The sequence below is a fragment of the Chelativorans multitrophicus genome, assembly GCF_011317445.1.
In the GTDB taxonomy this organism is placed as follows: domain Bacteria; phylum Pseudomonadota; class Alphaproteobacteria; order Rhizobiales; family Rhizobiaceae; genus Chelativorans; species Chelativorans multitrophicus.
The window spans coordinates 47,580-63,895 of the sequence record NZ_JAAAPL010000005.1; the positions used below are offsets into that span (position 1 = coordinate 47,580).

The window sequence follows — 16,316 nt, forward strand, 5'->3', positions numbered from 1 at the left end:
TTCGTGCTAGAATGTGCATCGAGTCCCTTGGCTTCTTCAAGACAAGGAGCTGTCGTCCAGATAGCCCACGGCGCCGAGCGACGTTTGCAGTTCGCTCGACATCCCGCAGCGAAAGCCACGACGCTGATCGTCACACCGACTTGAATTCGGGAACTGCGGTCACTGCCCAAGTATCTGGCTGAGAAACAGCTTCGTCCGTTCGTTGCGAGGTGATGAGAAGAAAGCGGCCGGTACGTTCTCCTCGACGATCTGGCCTCCGTCCATGAACACCACACGATCGGCGACTGCCTGTGCGAAGCCCATCTCATGCGTCACGCACACCATTGTCATGCCCTCGTTCGCCAGTCCGATTATGGTGTCGAGCACTTCCTTGATCATCTCGGGATCGAGCGCGGACGTCGGCTCATCGAACAGCATGATCCGCGGCCTCATGCACAAGGCCCGCGCGATAGCGACGCGTTGCTGCTGGCCGCCTGAAAGCTGCCCCGGATATTTGCCTGCCTGTTCGGGTATGCGGACCTTGCGCAGGAAATGCATGGCGGTCTCCTTGGCTTCCTCCCGAGGCAGCTTCCGCACCCAGATGGGTGCAAGCGTACAGTTCTCGAGGACCGTCAGGTGAGGAAAGAGGTTGAAATGCTGAAACACCATGCCGACCTCCGAGCGGATCTTCTCGATCCCCTTGAGGTCGTTCGTCAACTCGGTGCCTTCCACCACGATCCGGCCGGTCTGGTGCTGTTCCAGCCGGTTTATCGTTCTTATGAGCGTGGATTTGCCCGAACCCGACGGGCCGCAGATGACGATCCTTTCGCCTTGGGCGACCGTCAGCGTCACATTCCGAAGCGCCTGGAAATCGCCGAAGGACTTGCCGAGATTTTCGATCTTGATCGCCGCGCCGCGATCCGTCTGCCTCTCAACATTCTTCATCCACGCTTCTCCGCGCCGCTGCGTTCAAGGAAATCTGCAAATCGCGCGAACGAAAAGGCGAGCGCGAAGTAGATCAAGCCGATAAAGAGAAAGGTTTCGGTGGAAGGCGCCGGCCATGCAGGGTCGGAGAGTGCCGCCTTGCCTGAGCTGATCAGGTCGAACAGGCCGACCACCAGCACGAGACTTGTGTTCTTGATCATCACGATGATCGTGTTGGTCAGCGCCGGTATGACGATCCGGATCGCCTGAGGCAAGATGATCAGCCTTTGCGTCTTCCAGTAGCCTAAGCCGAGGGCCTCGGCCGCTTCCGACTGGCCGCTCGGGATTGACTGCAGGCCGCCGCGTAGAACCTCCGCGAGGTAGGCGGCGGCAAAGATGGTCAACGCAATTAACGCGCGCACGAACTTGTCCGGGAGGAGCGCCTCCGGCAGGAACAGCGGCAGCAGGATGGACGCCACGAGAAGCAGACTGAGCAGTGGCAGCCCACGTATAGTCTCAATGAAGAGCACACTCAGGGTGCGGACGACCGGCAGGTTCGACCTGCGGCCCAGCGCGAGCAGGATGGCGGCCGGAAAGCCGAGTCCAATGGCAAAGACCGTGAGGATCAGCGTCACCGGCAATCCGCCCCATGAGCTTGTGGGCACAGCGGCCAACCCGAAGCCGCCACCCATCAGCCACAGGACCACCACCATCATGGCGACCCAGACGAGTCCCAGGCTGGGCCGCCATGCGGAAGGCCGTGCCGATGCGACGAGCGTCGTGATGATGAGGACGCATACCAGCCCGGCGCGCCATCGCTCCGTCGGCGGATAGATGCCGAACAGGATCTGGCCGGACTTGGCGATCACGAAGCTCCAGCAGGCTCCGGTCTTGCCCACGCATGTTTCCGGTTCGGCAGGGAAAATGGCGGCCTTGAGGACTGCCCAGTCCAGCAGTAGCCACCCGAACCGGGCCATCAGCCAAAGCAGGACGACTGTCAGGGCGGCATTGAGCGGCGTGCCGAAGAACGGCGCGAGCCGACGAAGCAGTGAGCGCATGTCAGGCCCGGCGGTACGCGCGATCGTATTGGACGCTGTGTCGGCCATGTCTCAGCGCTCCATGATGGCAATGCGGCGATTGTAGGCGTTGAGCAGCGCGGACAATGCCAGGTTTACGGCTAGAAAGACCCCGAGGATGATTGCCACGCCTTCGATCGCATGGCTGGTCTTGTTGATCATGGTGCTGACGACCGTCATGAAATCCTGGTAGCCGACGACGATTGCCAGAGTGGAATTCTTGACCACGTTTATGTACTGGCTGTTCAGTGGCGGAACGATACTTCGCAAAGCCAGCGGCACGACCACGAGCCGGTAGGTCTGACCTCGCGACAGTCCCAGCGCGGTCGCCGCCTCCCACTGCCCCTTGCGAACAGCCAGAATTCCGCCTCGCACGATCTCACCGATAAAGCCGGCGGTGTAAAAAGTGAGGCCGATCAGGATCGTGGTCAGTTCCGGCGTCAGTGACCAGCCGCCCGAAAAGTTCGCTCGGCGGAATTCCGGGATGTCCAGAGAAACGGCGTCGCGGTAGGCGAGCAGAAAGATGCTGGCCCCGAGCGCGGTAAACAGCCACGCCGCACTCACATAGGCCGGTCGCCTGCCTGTCTCGACCTGGCGCTGCCGCGCCGCATAGGAAGCCACCACGAGAATTGCGGCACTCGTTGCAAGGAACGCTGCTGGTGCAAGCACCGAAGCCGACCAGGTGAGAGCTGGCATCGAGAGGCCTCGCACCGAGATGTGCGTACCGGGCGCGAGCTTCCATGCCTGGGTGGCGAGCGGCACGACCTCCCACCAAAGCGCGTAGTTGAAGATCAGCAGGACGACCAACGGCGTGTTTCGGGCCACCTCCACCCAGACACGGCACAGACCGCTCACCAGCGGATTGCTGCTCAGGCGGCCAATACCAATGAACAGGCCGATCACGCTGGCCAGCAGTATGACAAGGACGGAGATGAAAAGGCTGTTTGACAGGCCGACGACCGCGGCCCACCAGTTCGGATCGGAAGACGAATACGGCAGGATCGTTTCGGCGATTTGGAAGTTTGCTGGCCGCCAGAGAAACCCGAAACCGAGAGGAATTCCGCGAAGCTCGAGGTTTCGTGCCGTGGCCGTGAGAAGCACGAACCCGAGAGCGGCGACGCCTGCCAGAAGAGCGGCCTGAGCCATAATCGCCCGAAATCGAGCATCCTGCAGCATCTCTGCCTCCTTGCCCCCATGGCCGCCCGGCCTTCGCCGGACGGCGTCCACGGCTACTTGAACGGGATGGGGAACAATATTCCGCCGTCGCGCGGAAGCGCGTTGAGACGGCGTTCGGCCTTCAAGGGGCTCTCCTCGCCCAGATTGCGCGCGAACACCTCGCCATAGTTGCCGACTTGCTTGATCACGTTGTAGATCCATTTGTCGTCGAGCTTGAGAGGCTCGCCGATACCCGGTTCCACGCCAAGAGCCTTGCGGGTTTCGCCGTCCGTTGCACTTGCGGCGATTTCATCGACATTCTTGGATGTGATGCCGCGATCTTCCGCCCACACCATGGCGTTGAAAGCGTAGCGGACGATGTCGAACCAGCGGTCGTCGCCGCGAGGTATAGCCAAAGCGAGCGGTTCCGTCGTCGCTCCACTCTGGAAGATCGCATGCTCGTCAGGATTGCTCGCGACCGCTGCCCTCTGCCCGGCGATCGCGAAACCGTCGCTCATGTAGCCGTCACACCGCCCTCCGAAATAGGCGTCGCGCGCGAGGATCGTCGAGTCGAAGTAGACGCGTTCGACCTTTACCTGATTTTGCTGCTCGATCAGGTCGAGCGCATTTTCCACGAGGCTGCCGCCGCCCTGAAGGCAGATGGTCAGCCCCTCGAGATCGGCTGCGGCCCCGACGTTCAAAGACTTGCGCAGCATGATCGCGTCACCGTCAACCAGATTGATAGCGACGAAACGGACTGCCACGTCGCGGGTATACGTCCAGGTCGTGGTGCGAGCCAGCACGTCGACTTCGCCGGTCTGGACGGCCGGAATCCGCTGGGCTGCGTTCAGCGGCACGAACTGGGCCTTCTGGCTGTCGCCGAAGAAGGCAGCAGCGACGGCGCGGCAGCTGTCGACGTCGAACCCGGTCCACACTCCCTTGTCGTCGGGACGGGAAAGCCCTGGCACCCCCTGACTGGCGCCGCAGCTGACATATCCGCGCTGACGGACTTTGTCCGTGATGGATTGCGCGTTCACCGACCCGGCCCCGATCAAGACCATTGCCGCGGCGGCGGCAAACTGAGTTACTCGTTTCATCTGCGTCATCGCTCCTCTTTCTGTAGTTCCCTCTGTTCAACGACATGTTTGCGCACGCTGTGCGTGGTACTGGCGGACAAGACCGCCAGAGCCGCTTCGATGTCCGCCTGCAGATCCTCGACGGGCTCGAGGCCGATCGAGAAGCGGATGAGTTTCCTCGGTATGGAGGCAGGTCCGCCGATCGTGTTGAACGGGACCTGGGGTGTGACAATGCTGTGGGTGCTGCCCCAACTCGCTCCGATGCGGAAAATCCGCAGAGCGTCCACGAATGCGGACGTGTATTCCTGATAGGGCGGCGCCAGTTCGATGGAGAAGAGCCCGCTCGCTCCGCGGAAATCTCGTTTCCAGAGATGATGCCCGGGATCGCCCTGAAGGGCTGGATGCAGCACCCGCGCGATTTCTGGACGTGCGATGAGCCACTGCGCTAGGGTCAGCGCCGAGGCACCCTCGCGCTCGATCCGGAGAGGCATCGTCTGAAGGCCGCGCAAGGCCAGGCTCGCATCGTCGGCAGATACGCCCAGCCCCATGAGGCGACTGACGTCCTTCATTCGACGGAAGAGTGCCTCATCGCGGGTCACGAGAGCGCCGAGGAGCACGTCCGCATGACCACCGGCGTGCTTGGACAACGCCTCCATGGCGATATCAGCACCAAGGTCGAGCGGATTGCAGCACAGCGCCGATGCCCATGTGTTGTCGGCAAGCACACACCCCCCCCATGCGTGCGCCGCATGCGCGATGGCGGGAATGTCCTGGATCTCCATCGTGTTCGAGCCGGGGGACTCGACCACAACCATCCGGGTACGGTCGTCCAAGAATGCACCGATACCGGATGCGACGCCGGGATCGTAGAGCGCCACCTCGACACCGAAGGCCGCGAGCATTTCCGTGCAGAATGTGCGAGTGGACCCGTAGGCGGAGGTCGTCACCAGCACGCGGTCGCCAGCTTTCAAGAGCGCACTGAGGGCGAGCACCGTCGCGGACTGCCCTGATGGCAGGCACAGGCAATGGTCTGCCGCGTACAATTCGGAAATGCGCGCCTCTAATGTGCGGCTGGTCGGCGTGCCGTAGAGTCCGTAGGTGTAGCCGTCGTAGAAGTGCTCGTAGCGGCTCTCGAAGGCATCGGACGAGGGAAAGACGATGGTCGAAGCCCGCGTCACCGGAACAGCAAGGCTGGCGAAGCCCTCGTCGCTCGCTGGCTCGGCACGCAGTAATCTGGTTTCTGATTTCAAGGCCAATCTCCTGCCTAGAGGTGTAGCCCAGTGAACCTATGTGCGATAATGCTGCCGTGATATGTACATTATGCGCTGGTGTTATTATGCATCTTGGAGAGCTTGAGGCCTTCGATGCCGTTATGCGGATGGGGAGCACAAACCGGGCTGCCGACTTCCTGGGCATCAGCCAGCCGGCGGTCAGTCGGGCCATTGGCCGCCTCGCGAGATCCACAAGGCTGACGTTGTTCCGACAGGTTGGCGGACGTCTCGTGCCGACGCCTGAGGCATTGAGCCTACACGAGGAGGTACAGCGCGCCTTTGTTGGCCTCGATCAAATACGCGCCCGCGCCGCGATGATACGTGAATTCGGCGCCGGGGGGCTTCGGCTGGCCTGCTATCCCGCGCTCGGTCTGTCCTTCGCACCCAAGGCGATCCAGCGATATCGAACCAGGGACCGTTCGGGACATGTGACCCTCCTGATCGCAGGTTCAAACGCCGTGCGCGACATGGTCGCCTCCGGTCAGGCGGATGTTGGGCTGGCTGCCGACGAAATCGACGTGTCGCGCGTCTCCACACAGCCCTTCATGTCCGCACCCGCCGTGTGCGTCATGCCGGTAGGCCACCGCTTGTCCAGCCACGAAACTGTTTCGCCCAGTGACCTCGCCGGAGAACCGTTCATTGCCCTTTCACCGGATGACACCGTTCGTAGGCGGATCGAGCGCATCTTCGAAGAAGCGGGCATGCAGGCGCGCACTGTGGTCGAGACGCAATACTCAGAGGTGGTCTGCAATCTGGCGCTCGAAGGCGTCGGTGTTGGAATTGCCAACTCCATGACGTTCAGGGCCAGCAAATTCGAACAGCGTGGCTTGGTCGCTCGCCCTTTCCATCCCAAGATTGCATTCAAGGCTCTGGTCCTCACAGCAAAGGAGCGATTGAAGTCCGCCCAAACACAAGCCCTTGTTGCGGCGCTTCATGACATACGAAATCAATTCAGTATCATGACCGCACCTGCCAGGACTGGTGACTAGTCCAGGATATATCGTCAGCGCGTGAGCCACGACAACGACACCGCGTGGAAAGCGCAAACGGTTCGGCAGCAGGCTCGAAAGTCGCGTACGAGATTCCGGCGCTGCCACTTGCCTTCGCGGTTCCGGGCGCAATTCCTCTCCTTCCGGCGGTCATCGTGTGTCGAACTCTTCGTCTCGCTGATCTACATGCAGGTCATGCCGCTGTTGGGCGTTCGGACGAGCCGGTAAAGCAAGTGCCTGATAATCAGCACGCGCATCCCGTCGCTCATTCGCGGATGTTCTCGGGCCGGGGCCGGCATGGCTCATCTGCTGCGCCGGATCGTCGTCGTGGCGCGACAGCTTGATCCAGAGCACATCCACTGACGATCCTAGGTCCTCGACCTGAAGCTCTGCCATGCGGCGCACAATGGAATCCCGGCCTTCGTCAAGATTGTGAAGTCCGATTCCAAGCGCAATAAAGGTCGCGAGCGCCAGCCCAGTCGGTGTTCCTCCACGGAGGCCGACTGCCATCAGCAGCAAGAAGCTCGCAGTGGCGGCCAGCACGACCATGGTCTGCCCTTGGAAGAGGGCAGCAGCCTCCGCTGCCAACTCGAGCGCTTCAGCAAAGGCGTCCACCAGAAGGAAGGCGAGCAATCTCACGGTCAGCGAAAGCAGGAAGTCCATACCGGCTTGGCCAACTCCCCTAAGCGCCGGAGAGAACATGAGGCCAACCGCTACCGGCAGAATGCAGACGAACGCTCCAACTGCTTGTGTCGTTATGCTAATGTTGTACCGGGAGGGCGCGGGGAACTGCTACTTCGATCGCATGATCGACAGTCATCCCGGTGTTTGTGACGAATCTCACGGCATGCGCTTCGCCGAGTACCCATGAGTATGAGCTCGATCCAGGCGCGCGATCGGTCCGGGGGGCTCCTGCGTGAACTGCCAGTAGGCATCGTCGACCTAAACCTGCGCGATGGTCATAGGCTCCGACCCGCCGGCCCGCACCAGGAGCCGGATTCCGTCCGGGCCGAGGATCGTCCGCTCGAAAGTCAGGTTTCTCGACCGGCGGCGCGCCGTGGCGAAAGCTGGTCTTCTGCTCTAAGCCGCCGCTCGATAGGGCTCACGATAAGCGAGCAGCCGCAAGGCGTTGAAAACCACGAGAAGGGTTGAGCCTTCATGCACTGCGACTGCCGCGCCAATGCTCAATCCGAAAATCGTCGCTGGTACGAGCACGGCGACGATGCCGAGGCTGACGACGACGTTCTGGAGGATGATCGAGCGGGTCTGGCGGCTGAGCCCTACTGCGAAGGGCAAGTGCGACAAGTCGTCGGCCATCAGCGCCACATCGGCCGTCTCCAGCGCCACATCGGAGCCGGCCGCGCCCATCGCAATGCCGACCGTAGCGCTCGCCATCGCCGGTGCGTCGTTGACTCCGTCGCCGACCATGGCAACCTTGCCTTCGGACCGCAGTTTCTTAATTGCCTCCACCTTGTCCTCGGGCATCAGATCGCCCCAGGCCTCGTCGAGCCCGACGTCCTTCGCGATTGCGTCAGCGACCTTCTGATTGTCGCCCGAGATCATGATCATGCGCGTGATGCCGATCTCGTGCAACTTAGCCAGAGCGCCGCGTGCGGCGCCGCGGGGCGTGTCCATCAATCCGATCACGCCGAGATCGCGATCGCCCCGGCGGACGACCATCGTGGTGCGGCCGCCGTCGCGCAGCCGCGCCACGGCTTCCATCATCGCCGGGCTCAGCGCCGGAACACCCTCGCTTCCGAACATCTCGGCCTTGCCGATCCAGACGGTCTGACCGTCGAGCGTCGCCGTCACGCCCTTGCCTGTGAGGCTTTTCAGATCGGATGCTGCAGCGATCGCCCGGCCGCCCAGCTTCTCTCTGCCGTCGCGCACGATAGCCTCGGCGAGAGGATGATCACTCAGGCTCTCGACAGCGATCGCCACGGTCAGCAGTTCCTCTTCGTCCAGGCCTTCGGCTGTGACGATGTCGGTGATGCGCGGCCTGCCCTCCGTCAGCGTCCCGGTCTTGTCGAAGGCAATAGCCGTCAGCGAGCCCAGGTTCTCGAGCGGTCCGCCACCTTTGACCAAGACACCGCCGCGTGCCGCACGAGCGACACCTGACAGGACGGCGCTTGGCGTCGCGATCGCGAGCGCGCAGGGACTGGCAGCAACCAGCACGGCCATCGCCCGATAGAAGCTGTCGCGGAACGGCTCGTCTATGACCACCCAACCGAATAGCATCAGGATCGCAAGCACCAGGACCGCTGGCACGAAGATTCGCTCGAACTTATCGGTGAAACGTTGCGTCGGCGACTTCTGCGCTTCCGCTTCGCTCACCATCTTGACGACTTGGGCAAGCGCGCTTTCGGTAGATTTTCGCGTCACCTCGATCTCGATCGCACCCGCGCCATTGATCGTGCCGGCAAAGACGCGCGAAGCGCCATCGACGGAATCGGGCCGCGCCCGCGCCGCCGCGGCATCGGCAACCGGACGCTTGTCGACCGGGATACTCTCGCCTGTCACCGGTGCCTGATTGACGCTGGTCGCGCCCTTGCTGAGGAACCCGTCGGCGGGGAGACGCTCATTCGGGCGTACAACGACGATGTCGCCGAGCACGAGCTCCTCAACCGGAATTTCTGCCGTCTCGCCGTCTCGCCTGACGGTCGCGACCGATGGAGCAAGCTCCGCCAAAGCCTCGATGGCGCGCTTAGCACGGCCCATGGCGTAGTGTTCAAGCGCATGGCCAAGGCTGAACAGGAAGAGCAGCAGAGCGCCTTCTGCAAACGCGCCGAGCGCTGCCGCGCCAGCTGCCGCAACCAGCATCAGCGTATCGATCTCGAACCGCCTGAGACGCAGATTGTCGACAGCCTCGCGCAAGGTGAAGAAGCCGCCGAAGAAGTAGGCCGCGATGTAGCAGGCGGTGGGCAGCCACCCTGGCGCGCCTGGCGCGCACTTCTCGAGCGTGTAACCGATCCCCAACAGCGCACCGCATGTGAGCGCAAAGATCAGTTCCGTGTTGGGCCCAAGGAATTCACCGTGCGAATGATCATGTCCATCACCTGCGGAGTGTCGTTCCCCAGGGCCATGATGATGGCCGGCATGTGCATCCTGTTTACCCGCCAACGCCGGCGAGGCGTCGCCCACCCGCTTGACGCCCAAGTCGCGCATTGAAGACGCGATATTCTCTTCAGAGATCGTGCTGCGATCGAATTCGATATGCACAATGCCGGCAGCACTCGCCTCGGCTTCGAGAATTCCGCCCAAAGACCGCAGCTTTTCAGCGACGGTGCGGGCACGACGTTCGTGACCGATACCGGAGACATTCCAGGTCAGATGCCCGAAGCGAGCCGTAATCTGCGCTCCGGCCGTCCGAGCGATTTCGCGGATCCGGGCCAGCGGCAGGACCTCCGGGTCGTAATGGAGACATAGTTTCGCAGGCTCCGCGCCTTCACCTGCCACGATGTGGACTCTCTCGACGCCTGGTCGAACCTCAAGGTCACCGGTCAGACGCTTGACGCAAGCATCTGCAACGTCGTCGATCTCAGGGAGCAGGACCGGAATGTCCAAACGAAGCTTGCTTGTCATCTAGAAATGCTCCCATGTAAAATATTCCGTATCCGGCCAGCCGACGACATCCCCGGCAGTACAGCAGTCGTGGCTTCGCCCCGAGCACTGAAACCTGCTTGTAGATGGCCTTCGCGTAGTCCACCAATACTGAAGATTGCGAGAGTGTCGAACGCTTATTTGCTCCGGTCGCGACCTCGCGGCGCCTCTTAAGGTTTCCGCTTTCGCGCTTTCGCCGGCTTTACATAGATTTCAAGCCTGTGGCTGATGATCTCAAAACCGTGCTCCTGCGCAATTTGTTGCTGAAGCTGTTCGATCTGATCAGAACGAAACTCGACCACCCGGCCTGACACGACATCGATGAAATGGTCATGGTGTTCTGCGTCGGCGCGCTCGAAGCGAGCAGGTCCGCTGCCGAAAATGTGCCTCTCAAGGATCCCTTTCTCCTCAAGTAGACTGAGTGTTCGATAAATCGTTGAAAGCGCGATCCGTGGGTCGACTTTCGTCGCACGCCGATGAAGTTCGAAAGCGTCGGGATGGTCCTTCGCTTGCTGAAGAATCTCGACGATCACGCGCCGCTGGCCTGTCAAGCGAAGACCGCATTCTTTACAGATCTTGACAATATCGATCGGATCGATCTGCATCGCAATAGCCAATCCTGCCAGATATCATTCTATACACCAGCTCCCAAACCCCTCGTTTCCCAGCCCCGAAATGTCGATCGTTTCAAAATAGCACAAGTTCAGACTCGTCTGCCAACGCTTCGCTCGCTAGGAAGCAATTGAGAGCTTGAACAGGCGTATGTGGATGCAGTTTGCGATTCACTGCATTGGAGTGCTTCCCACCGCTGGCAAAAGACAACTGCGCCCGATCGGCGGAAGGAACAGCCGCGCTGGTTCCAGATCGACGCCGTGCGCTCAGCTGGCAGGCACGGTCTCGACAGGGAAGATCATGACCGCTCCCATGGGCGCGTCCTTGTCACCAAGCTTCATCGCAGAGCGTGTTGCCGGCGCAAAACCTATGTCACGAAGCATGTCGGCAAATGCTGGCTGGCCAGAGGCCGCCATAGTGTTTCTACTCGTGTCGCATATTTCGTTTTTTGCATACCGAACTACTTAGGCCATCTAGAAAATTACGTTGAGGCCGACTCTCTTAAGATGCCGGCGAAGATCGTCCCGGAATGGTACTTTCTTCCATTCTATGCGATCCTCCGCGCCGTGACGTTCGACATCGGACCGATCGGCTCTAAGTTGGGGGGTGTCCTGGCAATGTTTGGAGCGATCGCGGTGCTCTTCTTCGTGCCATGGCCCGACACATCGAAAGTGCGATCCGCAGTCTATCGCCCGTGGTATGAAGTGTTCTTTTGGTTGTTTGCCGCAAACGCTCTTTTCCTGGGATGGCTCGGGGCCAAACCGGCGGATGCGATATATGTCGTGTTGATGCAGATCTCGACGGTCATTTATTTCGCCTTCTTTTTGGTGGCGATGCCTATGTTGGGCTTGGTCGAGACGCCCCGAAGGTTGCCCAACTCGATAACCGAAGCGGTGCTGTCCGCAACTGCGCGGAACGGTGACAGCGCTTCCACCCAGGATAGGGAACGCAAGCCCGCAGAACAATGGGCATATTGTTTGAACAGGCCATAGGAGCTCTACCGTGACGGACTTCCGCGAAATCGTTGTCGATGCATGTCCACGGAGCAACCTAACCAGGACCCTCGAATTCGCACGCGAGATGGCCAAGGCATTCGACGCCAGAGTCTCCGTCGCTTCCTACGCATGGCCGAAAACGTCGATGAAGGATGTCTTGGCTCCGAACGTTTTCTGGGCCGAAGAGCAGACCCGATTGATGGAACGCATGTTGGCATCTAGTCGGAACATCGTCGACAAGGTCTTTGGCGCCGATTCTGAGCAGGTCCACTGGTGTTCGGGAATTGGCGAACCTACCGCTGCAATGCAGGGGCACCTCCTGACCGCAGACTTGCTGATCACGGATTCATCCGATGAAGACGAAAGTGTGTTGCCGAACCCGGCTCACGTCGCCCTTGGTTCCGGCGTGCCCGTGCTGCGCCTCGGGCGCTCGGTTGAGAACGCTCGTTTCCCCCGCATTCTGGTCGCTTGGAAGGACACAGCGCAAGCCCGACGCGCAGTTCATGATGCCCTCCCTCTGCTTGTCCGCGCCGAGAGTGTTTCGGTCGTCGGCGTCGGGGATGAGGTTTCGAGCGAACGGCTCGATGCTGTTGCGACGCACCTGAGTTCCCATGGCGCAAAAGCGCAATATTTGCACATTCCCAACACCCCTGGAGACGCGTGCTCGAGCTTGCTTGAGCAGGCCGGTCGGGAGGGATCGGACCTGATTGTGACTGGCGTTTTCGGACGTAGTTCACTCGCCGAACGCGTCTTTGGGGGCGTAACCACAGAATTGTTGAAGAGCACCGAAATCTGCTGGTTCATGGCGCACTGACTTTGGGTCAGTGTTTGCATGTGATCACTGACCATTAGTGCGGCGTGAGCTATCGAACAAGCGCTCGATCCGGATCGTAGTGCGCGACGGCATCATCCAGCAGGTTGCCCGGGCTTGGAGCGGAAAGAATCTGCAATCAAAATTGCCGCTCCAACCACAATCGCGATATCAGCAGTATTGAATGTCGGCCAATGCCAGGCACCTAAATGAAGGTCGATGAAATCAGTAACCGCGCCTTGTCGCATTCGGTCGTAGATATTCCCGCTCGCACCTCCCGTTATCAGTCCCAGCGCCATGGTATGGCCGTTCGTCTTTGCATAAAGCATCCAAACAAACAGAAATCCGACAACGACCGATGTCAGGAATGACAGCGAAGAGGAAGAGCTGGAAAAATAACCGGACAGGATTCCGAAGCTTATTCCTGTATTGTAAGAAAGAACAATATTCAGAAATTCAGTTATATAAATTTCCCTTGGCGGTTGCATGATAAACTCGACGATTACAAACTTGGACAGTTGGTCGATCGAGAACGCCAAAGCCACGCAGGCGAGACCGAGGAGAACTCGAGTTAAATTAGTGGATCGCTTCACGGTTATCCTCCGTCACGTTCGGGGATGAGAGCTTCGTCGCTCTAGCTGCTTGAGCTTCAATCGCCGGCGGGCAGCTTCCTGTGGAAAGCTGAGGGCATGGACACTTCACGAAGTCGTGGCCCGCCCGGAATAGACGCGGACCCCAGGAGCCGTTAAGGGTTTGGTAATATCGGTTAAAATCGACGGGGGATCGGGGAGTGACCACTGGAAAGTCGATCGCTGCTTTGTGCGTGGTGGCCGCTTGGACGTTTAGTGCCAGCAGTGCATGGGCCCATCCCTCAGCGATGATGACAGGAAGCCTGACATCGCAACCGATCGGACACTATGAGTTCTGCAGGCGCAACGCTTCAGAATGCTCAATTCGCTCCCGCAACGTGACACCGCTGAAGATGTCGACTGAGCTCCTCGGGCGGCTGGAGAAACTCACGGTCACCGTGAATCAGGCCATAAAGCCGAAAAGCGACCTCGAGCTGTATGGCAAGGAAGAATTCTGGACCTATCCCGTTGATGCGGGCGACTGCGAGGACTATGCGTTGGCGAAACGCCGCGTTCTGATGGAAGGTGGCATTTCAGCATCAAACCTGCTCCTGACTGTACTGCGACGCCCGAACGGCGACGGGCATGCAGTGCTGACCGTTCGAACCGATGCTGGGGACATTGTTCTCGATAATCTCACGGACACGGTTTTGAACTGGGATGAAACCGGATACACCTACTTGAAGCGGCAAGCGATTGATCATACCGGTCGATGGGTCTCCATACGAGACGGTGACGCGCCGCTGGTCAGTTCCGTTCATTAGGGCGCGCGAGCAACCCCTTGGTTTTTCGGAAGCGGCGTCGAGTGACCGCGGCGGCGGCAATTAGCAGTGCGATCGCTACGACGACTGGAATGTTTCCGGCCCGGCGGAACACGGTTTCGGAAGATGCGGGCAATGGACCATCGATGACCCCGCTGACGTTCAGGGGAAGCATCTCGGTCACCCGACCATAGCTGTCGACAATCGCGCTGACACCGCTGTTGGCCGCCCGGATGAGCGGCAGACCCGCCTCAAGCGCTCTCGCTCGCGCGGCAAGAAAATGTTGGTGGGGTCCCGCGGAGATGCCGAACCACGCGTCATTCGTGATGTTCAGTATCCATCCTGCTCGGTCGTCGCCCGAACGTGGAAATATTGCCTCATAGCAGATCAAGACCCTCGCGGCGGGCAATCCTCCAAGCTGGATCGGTGCGCTGCTCTCACCCGGAATGTAGTCGATATCGCCGACGGTCATCTTCATGGCGCCGAGGACCTCCTTGAAAGGGGTGAACTCCCCAAAGGGCACCAATCGCACCTTGTCGTAGTCCGCGACGACGCCTCCCTTCTCATCGAGTGCAAGAACACTGTTCAACAGGGCAGGATCACTAGCGCGACGCGCAGGAGCTTCCCTGACCGCTCCGAAGAGAAGCAGGCCTCCGGTCGGTACACTGGCGGTGAGGGCTGGATGGATCTTGCGACCAGCTTCGAACAAGACAGGATACGCCGTCTCGGGCCAGACTACGTAGCGTGGCCGATCGCTTTTACCGGACGTACTGAGCGCCAGGAGTTTGTCGAGGATTGCGTTCGCTTGGCCGGCCTCCCATTTCTGGTTTTGCGGGATGTTCGGCTGGACGATCCGCACGCGCTGTCCATTTTCCCCGATGTCGGCCGCGGCCAGGCGCATCGCACCGCCAGTCCATAGAGCGGCGAAAGCGATCGTTGGCACCAGGATCAGAACGAGTGCCGCAGACCGACGGCCCAGCTTGTACTTCTCGGTGATCAGGAGCGGCAAAATCGCCAGGAGAACTGTCAGAAGCCCGAGGCCATAGATACCCATGACCGATATGGCCTGAAGAACTTCATCGCTGTATCCCCAAGCGTATCCAATGAGGTTCCAGGGGAATCCCGCCAGTATGGTGCCGCGCGCCATCTCGGCGATGGACCACGTGGCCGGGAGGACGATGAGCGCACCCGGTCCCGATCCGCCGAGACAACGAGCAGCCATCGCCGCGAACGCCGGGAACAGCGCCAGGAATGCCGAAAGAGCAGCCACCGCGGGCCAAGCCAGCATTCCAAATCTCTCGGCTTCCACCGCAAAGCTTTCGGCTATCCAGCTCAGGCCAACGATGAATTGACCCAAACCGAAGACCCATCCGGTGACGAATGCAGGCAAGCCGCTTGGGCTATGACGTGTCAGAAAGGCGAACGCGGCAAGGCCCAAATACGTGAGAGGAAAGACGAAATAGGGTGCGAACCCCAAGCCGCTCAGGCCGCCCATCGTGACGGCAACGAGGGCGCAGCGACGATACCTTCCGCGCGACTTGATCCTCGAAATTGAATCGGCCCCCGTTCTTCGTGGATCGCGCCGCACCGCGCTAGCCGATGTAGCCCAGTCCCGGAAAGCGCTCGAGCAGCCAAAATGCGATCAGAGTGAGGCGGCCTGTCATCATCAATATTCCCATGGCAATCATGATGCCGCCGGCAAGGACGTTGAGGATATGGCCGGCATACCGCATGCGCTTGAATCCGGCGGCGATGCTGCTGAAGGCGACCGCAACTATCAGAAAGGGGATTCCCAACCCGACGCTATAGGCTGCGAGGAGGACAGCACCGCTTCCTGCGGACACCGCCGCAAGGGTAAGGATCGAGCCGAGCACTGGGCCAATGCACGGCGTCCATCCAAAGGCGAATGTAAGTCCAAGCGTATAGGCTCCGGCTGGCCCCGATATGGTCTGCGGCCCCGGCAGTCTGAAATCTCTAAGCAGCGCCGGTATCTTGATCATGCCAGTCATCACAAGGCCGAAACAGACCAGCAGCGCCCCACCAAGGAGATTTGCCTCGACATTGTACCGCAGGAGAATGCCGCCGAACGCCTGCGCGCCGAGCCCAAGCATCACGAAGACGGTGGAGAACCCGGCTATGAAAAAAAGCGCTGACCAGACGACCCTGATGCGATCGGCAAGCTGCCTGGACGCAGGATCGACGCCGCTTGACACGAACGAAAGATAGCCCGGCACAAGCGGGAGAACGCATGGGGAAACGAATGATATGGCACCCGCCAAAATCGCCGTGAGAAGTCCGACGGCTGAGACATCGATCGCCAAGGCTGTCGTCCTTTCTCTGTCGACTGCAATCCCCGACCCCATTTGTGTGTCGGTCTAAATGCTCAAGCGACATGAGGTTCAATGGGAGCCTGGATAAGCCTGCCGTGACATTGCGAC

Annotated in this window: 14 protein-coding genes and 1 pseudogene; 4 read left to right on the forward strand and 11 right to left on the reverse strand. The window is 60.3% G+C overall.

Annotated features, from left to right (window positions below):
- Window positions 1-159: 159 nt before the first annotated feature.
- From GNP00_RS19800 to GNP00_RS19820, 5 genes are read right to left on the reverse strand one after another with little or no spacing between them, the layout of a single operon-like run.
- The gene (locus tag GNP00_RS19800; protein WP_011578867.1) at window positions 160-924 is read right to left on the reverse strand and encodes an amino acid ABC transporter ATP-binding protein; all 765 of its coding nucleotides are present in this window, start codon (window positions 922-924) and stop codon (window positions 160-162) included.
- Window positions 921-2,009: an amino acid ABC transporter permease gene (locus GNP00_RS19805; RefSeq protein WP_011578868.1), complete on the reverse strand. Its 1,089-nt coding sequence runs from the start codon at window positions 2,007-2,009 to the stop codon at window positions 921-923. The genes GNP00_RS19800 and GNP00_RS19805 overlap by 4 nt, the downstream gene beginning before the upstream one ends.
- 3 nt (window positions 2,010-2,012) lie before the next feature.
- On the reverse strand, window positions 2,013-3,155 hold the full coding sequence (locus tag GNP00_RS19810; RefSeq protein WP_011578869.1) for an amino acid ABC transporter permease: 1,143 nt from the start codon (window positions 3,153-3,155) through the stop codon (window positions 2,013-2,015).
- Window positions 3,156-3,208: 53 nt separating this feature from the next.
- Window positions 3,209-4,231: a transporter substrate-binding domain-containing protein gene (locus tag GNP00_RS19815; protein ID WP_011578870.1), complete on the reverse strand. Its 1,023-nt coding sequence runs from the start codon at window positions 4,229-4,231 to the stop codon at window positions 3,209-3,211.
- Window positions 4,232-4,236: 5 nt separating this feature from the next.
- Window positions 4,237-5,460 carry a trans-sulfuration enzyme family protein gene (locus GNP00_RS19820; protein WP_166016245.1) on the reverse strand — a complete coding sequence of 408 codons (1,224 nt, stop codon included), beginning with the start codon at window positions 5,458-5,460 and terminating at the stop codon, window positions 4,237-4,239.
- Window positions 5,461-5,546: 86 nt separating this feature from the next.
- Here GNP00_RS19820 and GNP00_RS19825 point away from each other — a divergent pair, with 86 nt between their 5' ends.
- Complete coding sequence (locus tag GNP00_RS19825; RefSeq protein ID WP_041544199.1) at window positions 5,547-6,470, forward strand: LysR substrate-binding domain-containing protein; 924 nt, start codon at window positions 5,547-5,549, stop codon at window positions 6,468-6,470.
- A gap of 417 nt (window positions 6,471-6,887) precedes the next feature.
- Here GNP00_RS19825 and GNP00_RS19830 read toward each other — a convergent pair.
- From GNP00_RS19830 to GNP00_RS19840, 3 genes and pseudogenes are all read right to left on the reverse strand, one after another.
- Window positions 6,888-7,536, reverse strand: a pseudogene (locus tag GNP00_RS19830) (ZIP family metal transporter); the annotation flags it as partial.
- Window positions 7,537-7,550: 14 nt separating this feature from the next.
- The gene (locus tag GNP00_RS19835; protein WP_011578874.1) at window positions 7,551-10,052 is read right to left on the reverse strand and encodes a heavy metal translocating P-type ATPase; all 2,502 of its coding nucleotides are present in this window, start codon (window positions 10,050-10,052) and stop codon (window positions 7,551-7,553) included.
- A gap of 188 nt (window positions 10,053-10,240) precedes the next feature.
- Entirely contained in the window at window positions 10,241-10,675 is a 435-nt protein-coding gene (locus GNP00_RS19840) for a Fur family transcriptional regulator (RefSeq protein WP_011578875.1), read from the reverse strand.
- Between the two features lie 513 nt (window positions 10,676-11,188).
- On the opposite strand from GNP00_RS19840, the gene GNP00_RS19845 reads away from it, so the two are divergent.
- Entirely contained in the window at window positions 11,189-11,674 is a 486-nt protein-coding gene (locus GNP00_RS19845) for a hypothetical protein (RefSeq protein ID WP_083764394.1), read from the forward strand.
- A gap of 10 nt (window positions 11,675-11,684) precedes the next feature.
- Window positions 11,685-12,491 carry a universal stress protein gene (locus tag GNP00_RS19850; RefSeq protein WP_011578876.1) on the forward strand — a complete coding sequence of 269 codons (807 nt, stop codon included), beginning with the start codon at window positions 11,685-11,687 and terminating at the stop codon, window positions 12,489-12,491.
- Between the two features lie 92 nt (window positions 12,492-12,583).
- Here the strand turns inward: GNP00_RS19850 and lspA are convergent, their stop codons facing one another.
- Window positions 12,584-13,081 carry a signal peptidase II gene (lspA, locus tag GNP00_RS19855; protein ID WP_011578877.1) on the reverse strand — a complete coding sequence of 166 codons (498 nt, stop codon included), beginning with the start codon at window positions 13,079-13,081 and terminating at the stop codon, window positions 12,584-12,586.
- A 197-nt stretch (window positions 13,082-13,278) separates the two neighbouring features.
- Here lspA and GNP00_RS19860 point away from each other — a divergent pair, with 197 nt between their 5' ends.
- Complete coding sequence (locus GNP00_RS19860) at window positions 13,279-13,881, forward strand: transglutaminase-like cysteine peptidase (protein ID WP_011578878.1); 603 nt, start codon at window positions 13,279-13,281, stop codon at window positions 13,879-13,881.
- Here GNP00_RS19860 and lnt read toward each other — a convergent pair.
- Both lnt and GNP00_RS19870 read right to left on the reverse strand, forming a co-directional pair.
- A complete protein-coding gene (gene lnt / locus GNP00_RS19865) occupies window positions 13,865-15,373 on the reverse strand; it encodes an apolipoprotein N-acyltransferase (RefSeq protein WP_011578879.1) in 1,509 nt (502 codons plus the stop codon). The genes GNP00_RS19860 and lnt overlap by 17 nt on opposite strands.
- Window positions 15,374-15,470: 97 nt before the next feature.
- Entirely contained in the window at window positions 15,471-16,199 is a 729-nt protein-coding gene (locus GNP00_RS19870; protein WP_011578570.1) for a cytochrome c biogenesis CcdA family protein, read from the reverse strand.
- Window positions 16,200-16,316 lie beyond the last annotated feature (117 nt).

Bases quoted from the DNA above. Each gene is read 5' to 3' on its own strand.
- GNP00_RS19800 (WP_011578867.1), bottom strand. From the start codon at position 924: ATGAAGAATGTTGAGAGGCAGACGGATCGCGGCGCGGCGATCAAGATC.
- GNP00_RS19805 (WP_011578868.1), bottom strand. From the start codon at position 2,009: ATGGCCGACACAGCGTCCAATACGATCGCGCGTACCGCCGGGCCTGAC.
- GNP00_RS19810 (WP_011578869.1), bottom strand. From the start codon at position 3,155: ATGCTGCAGGATGCTCGATTTCGGGCGATTATGGCTCAGGCCGCTCTT.
- GNP00_RS19815 (WP_011578870.1), bottom strand. From the start codon at position 4,231: ATGAAACGAGTAACTCAGTTTGCCGCCGCCGCGGCAATGGTCTTGATC.
- GNP00_RS19825 (WP_041544199.1), top strand. From the start codon at position 5,547: ATGCATCTTGGAGAGCTTGAGGCCTTCGATGCCGTTATGCGGATGGGG.
- GNP00_RS19835 (WP_011578874.1), bottom strand. From the start codon at position 10,052: ATGACAAGCAAGCTTCGTTTGGACATTCCGGTCCTGCTCCCTGAGATC.
- GNP00_RS19840 (WP_011578875.1), bottom strand. From the start codon at position 10,675: ATGCAGATCGATCCGATCGATATTGTCAAGATCTGTAAAGAATGCGGT.
- GNP00_RS19845 (WP_083764394.1), top strand. From the start codon at position 11,189: ATGCCGGCGAAGATCGTCCCGGAATGGTACTTTCTTCCATTCTATGCG.
- lnt (WP_011578879.1), bottom strand. From the start codon at position 15,373: ATGGGCGGCCTGAGCGGCTTGGGGTTCGCACCCTATTTCGTCTTTCCT.